At 33.7% G+C, this 4,258-nt stretch carries 3 protein-coding genes; 1 reads left to right on the forward strand and 2 read right to left on the reverse strand.

All coding sequences use genetic code 11. The features are described 5' to 3' along the window. Nucleotides 1-269 precede the first annotated feature (269 nt). Nucleotides 270-1,607: a D-alanyl-D-alanine carboxypeptidase gene (locus ACP6PK_RS28090; RefSeq protein ID WP_426564637.1), complete on the forward strand. Its 1,338-nt coding sequence runs from the start codon at nucleotides 270-272 to the stop codon at nucleotides 1,605-1,607. A gap of 197 nt (nucleotides 1,608-1,804) precedes the next feature. Here the strand turns inward: ACP6PK_RS28090 and ACP6PK_RS28095 are convergent, their stop codons facing one another. Together ACP6PK_RS28095 and ACP6PK_RS28100 are read right to left on the reverse strand one after the other, a co-directional pair. Further along, nucleotides 1,805-2,515: a TIGR00266 family protein gene (locus ACP6PK_RS28095; protein ID WP_094672271.1), complete on the reverse strand. Its 711-nt coding sequence runs from the start codon at nucleotides 2,513-2,515 to the stop codon at nucleotides 1,805-1,807. A 353-nt stretch (nucleotides 2,516-2,868) separates the two neighbouring features. Then, a complete protein-coding gene (locus tag ACP6PK_RS28100) occupies nucleotides 2,869-4,092 on the reverse strand; it encodes a DUF1460 domain-containing protein (RefSeq protein WP_426564639.1) in 1,224 nt (407 codons plus the stop codon). Nucleotides 4,093-4,258: the final 166 nt, after the last annotated feature.

The raw sequence follows: 4,258 nt of genomic DNA on the forward strand, positions 1-4,258 counted from the left end.
TGCCATTCGCCCCTACAATGAATCTATGTAATACTTTCAAGTAACTTCTGACTTCTAACTCCTTTTATCAAGTCCGGGTTACTATACCCAAGTTATTGCGACTGGAAGGGAGTGTAAGGTTTGCGGAGCATTCCGGAACGGATAGCAATCTCGCGAAACCCCTGAGATTGCTTCCTATCGTCGCAATGACAGTTGTTCAACCTAAAGCAAACCCTTGATTATAATAATGAATGGTACCAAATTCGATTATTAAAAGGTAATTTCTCCAGATGAAACTAACGCCAAAAAAACTATCTATAACTACTCTCTGTATTTCCTTATGTCTAATTGGATGTCAATCTCCTGAACCGGAAATAACATCTCCTACTCCAGAAGCAACTCCTTCCCCAGAAGCATCACAAATATCAATAAAAATCCCCGAAAAACCTTTAACATTACCTCCAAATAATCCCGAAAAAATAGCTTCTACTCAAGTACAAACATATCTCAATACATTAGCAAATCAAGGATTTTCCCAACAAAATCAAGGAATTTGGATACAATCAAACGATACTTTATTAGCAAATCATCAAGGTACAATTCCTTTACCCGCAGCATCTATTACTAAAGTTGCAACCTCTTTAGTTGCCTTAAAAACTTTCAATCCCAACCATCAATTTATTACCTTAATTTCTACAACAGGAGAAATTGAAAATGGTGTCTTAAATGGAGATTTAGTCATTCAAGGAGGAGAAGATCCATTATTTGTTTGGGAAGAAGGGATCGCTATTGGCAATTTATTAAATAAAATAGGCATTCAAAGAGTTACTGGCAATCTAATTATTACTGGTAAATTTTACATGAACTTTGAATCTAATCCTCAGACTGCTGGTAATTTTCTTAAACAAGGATTGAATAGTCAAATTTGGTCGGGAGAAGCTTTAAATCAATATCAAACTTTACCTCCAGGAACGCCAAAACCTCAAGTAATAATTGATGGTATTGTAGAAGTTTCTCCCACTACTTCTGAAAATACCAAACTATTAATTAGACATTATTCTTTTCCCCTAGCTGAACTGGTAAAGAAAATGAATCAATATAGCAATAATTTAATGGCAGATATGTTAGCTGAAGCTGTGGGAGGTTATCAAGTAGTTGCCACAAAAGCTGCTGAATTTACGGGAGTACCAAAAGAGGAAATTCAATTAATTAATGGTTCTGGTTTAGGGGAGGAAAATCGTATTTCTCCTCGCGCAGCTACGGGAATGTTTCTAGCAATTGATAAATATCTTCAGCAATACAATATGAGTGTGGCAGATGTGTTTGTTATAGTTGGCAAAAATAAAGGTATTTTAGAAGAACGGAAACAACTTCCAAATTTTGCTGTAGTTAAGTCGGGAACCTTAGATTATGTTAGTGCTTTAGCAGGTGCTTTGCCAACAAAAGAAAAGGGAATTGTTTGGTTTACAATTCTGAATAAAGGAGTGAGTGTAAATCAATTAAGAAATCAACAAGAAATTTTACTAAGAGATATGTTGAACAAGTGGGGTGCTGTTGAGTTATTGCCATCAGAATTAACACCTAATCCTGACAGAAAAGCTAAAACTTCTCGTAGTGAAATTATGTAATTAGGGAGTAGGGAGTAGGGAGTAGGGAATAGGCAGTAAGGAAGTTGCATACAAGTTCTGTACAGGAGTATTCAAAACATGAATAATTATTAAAAAGGTAATTCTGCCTGTTAATTACTCAAGTAAAGCATTATTTTTTTCAAATAAGAAAAAATAAAATCAATTATTTTCCCCTACTACTTCCTACTCCCTCTTTTCTAAGAAATTGACTGCTGAACAGGTGCAGCAGCAACAATTTTTCGTGCCATAGTTGAGAGAGGTAAACTTTGGAGATAAACTAAACCAGGACCTGTTAATTTAGTTAAAAATAAACCCTCTCCACTAAATAACATATCTTTCAAACCACCCACCTTTTGAATGTCATATTGAACAGAAGTAGAAAAGCCAACTACTGCACCAGTGTCTACCCGCAATTCTTCACCCGCAGCCAGATTTTTTTCAATTATTGTTCCTCCTGCATGAACAAAAGCTAAACCATTTCCCTGTAATTTTTGTAGGATAAAACCTTCTCCACCGAAAAAACCAGCACCTACCTTTTTAGTAAAAGCAATTTCAATATCAATACCATTAGCAGCGCAGAGAAAAGAACTAGATTGACATAAAAATTCTCCTCCTAATTCTGTTAAATTCAAAGTAATAACTTGCCCGGGATAGGGAGCAGCAAAAGCAACTTTAGCTTTACCTGTACCTTGATTGAAAAAAGTGGTAATCATAAAACTTGATCCAGTCAACATTCGCTTAAAACCTTTCCAAGCACCACCACCAGTAGTAGTTTGCATTTCAATGCCTTGTTCCATATAGGTCATTGCTCCTGCTTCTGCTCTAACTCCTTCTTCAGGGTCAAGTTCAATTTCTACTAATTGTAGAGATTCTCCTTTTATTTGATAGTCAATAATATCAGCGGCCATAATATATACACATCCTTAACATTGTGGAGATGATAACATTATATTATCTCTATCCTTTCCCCTTTTTTTTTATTTTATATTTACCGAAAAATTAGGGTATAAAGTCCTCTCCATTGATGGACAAAAAAGAAAAAAATCCTTTTACTGAGTAATTAATAATTAATAATTATTAACTAAATAATTGAGCTTAAAAGCCTCCCCTTGAAAGGGGAAAAAAATAAATTTTTTCCTTAGCTTGTCAATCCTCTCCCTAAAAGGGAGAGGTAATTATCAATTATCAATTAATGAACCAATCCTCTTTTTTATCAGAAAAGGTAATTCTAAATTATAAATTCTGAATTCTAAATTATAACTTATCTTGGATCGACTGGTCTTGCTACTAAAATACCAATGGCACTTTCCACATTCCAAATATATCTTTCTAAATCATAAGCAACCGTGACTTTTCCCGCAGGAGAAGCATGAATAAAACCAATATTACCATCAGAATTACGATAAACTAAGCCAGTATGAGTAACATCTAGTCCATTAATTTCTGTCGCTACGGCAATAATATCTCCTGGTTTTAGTTGACCATAAATACTCCTAATTTTATAGTATGGAATGTAGTTTATTTTCAGTTTACTAATATTATCTTCCATACTAACAATGCACTGATAATTCGCATCATTACTAGCAATTTGTGGATAATTCCATCTATTTTTGCTCATAAAAAATAATTGTTTTTTTACTCTTTCACCACCTAATTCAACACCAATATCTCTAACATTTCCCCGTCTTTGATTATCAGCAATCCATTCAGAAAAATAATGTAAACGGCTGCAATATCCATCCATTTTACCTTTCCAATAACGCTGGTTTCTAATGTTATTAATAAAGGTTAAATAAGAATAATCTTCCATTGCTATTCCTCTAGCCATTGCCAAGACAGTTTCCACAAATAATACACAATCAAATCCATCCAAAGTAATAACTAAAGATTCTTGATTTGATTGGTCTAATAATCCAGCTTTGTAGGGAGTACCAATAAAATAATCAGCGATCGCCTGCATAATTTCTGCCATAGAACCTTCAGCAAGATTCTGTTTTATGGCATACTCCATCACTGGTTTAAATTTAGGGTCTTCTTGAATATTTGATGGAGGTAGTTTATTAACTCCTTTTTCTCTACCACTTTTATTTAAGTGAATCTCAATTAATGGTCTTGTGGGAGGTTGAGACGGACCTACTGGGAATTCTTTTGAAACATTTAGCTTTGATAAAGTAGATGATTTTGAGAAAGGATTACTAGATAAATCTAGGGATTTTAAAGTGGTATCGGAAAATTGAATTAGACGTAAATTTAATGATTTGTCCGAAATAGAAACTAAGGGATTAATTAACTTTTTACCATCAGATTTTCTTTTGTCATTATCCTGATTTTTGGTAAGATATTTTGTCTGAATATTGCCATCTTTTTCAGCAGCATTAACCAGACGTAAAAAAGACATCGAACTATTTAACACTAGAGGAAAATTTATTGTGTATAAACCAGTGAATGCAGCTGTTAAAAGAGTTAACTCTAAGAATTTTTTCATTTTTTTACCAGGAATTTTAGACTACAAATATGTGCAAGTATTAGTTATATAGCAATCAGGAATGAGATGTGAGAAAAATTGTAGGGATTTGGTTTTCAAATCCCATTATTCTGACTATAGTTTGGAGACCAAACCCCTACGATAAAATCTTACAACTGTGTATTGG

The sequence above is a fragment of the Dapis hubbardiae BLCC-M172 genome (genome assembly GCF_050016015.1).
In the GTDB taxonomy this organism is placed as follows: domain Bacteria; phylum Cyanobacteriota; class Cyanobacteriia; order Cyanobacteriales; family Microcoleaceae; genus Trichodesmium.

Bases quoted from the DNA above. Each gene is read 5' to 3' on its own strand.
- ACP6PK_RS28090 (WP_426564637.1), top strand. From the start codon at position 270: ATGAAACTAACGCCAAAAAAACTATCTATAACTACTCTCTGTATTTCC.
- ACP6PK_RS28095 (WP_094672271.1), bottom strand. From the start codon at position 2,515: ATGGCCGCTGATATTATTGACTATCAAATAAAAGGAGAATCTCTACAA.
- ACP6PK_RS28100 (WP_426564639.1), bottom strand. From the start codon at position 4,092: ATGAAAAAATTCTTAGAGTTAACTCTTTTAACAGCTGCATTCACTGGT.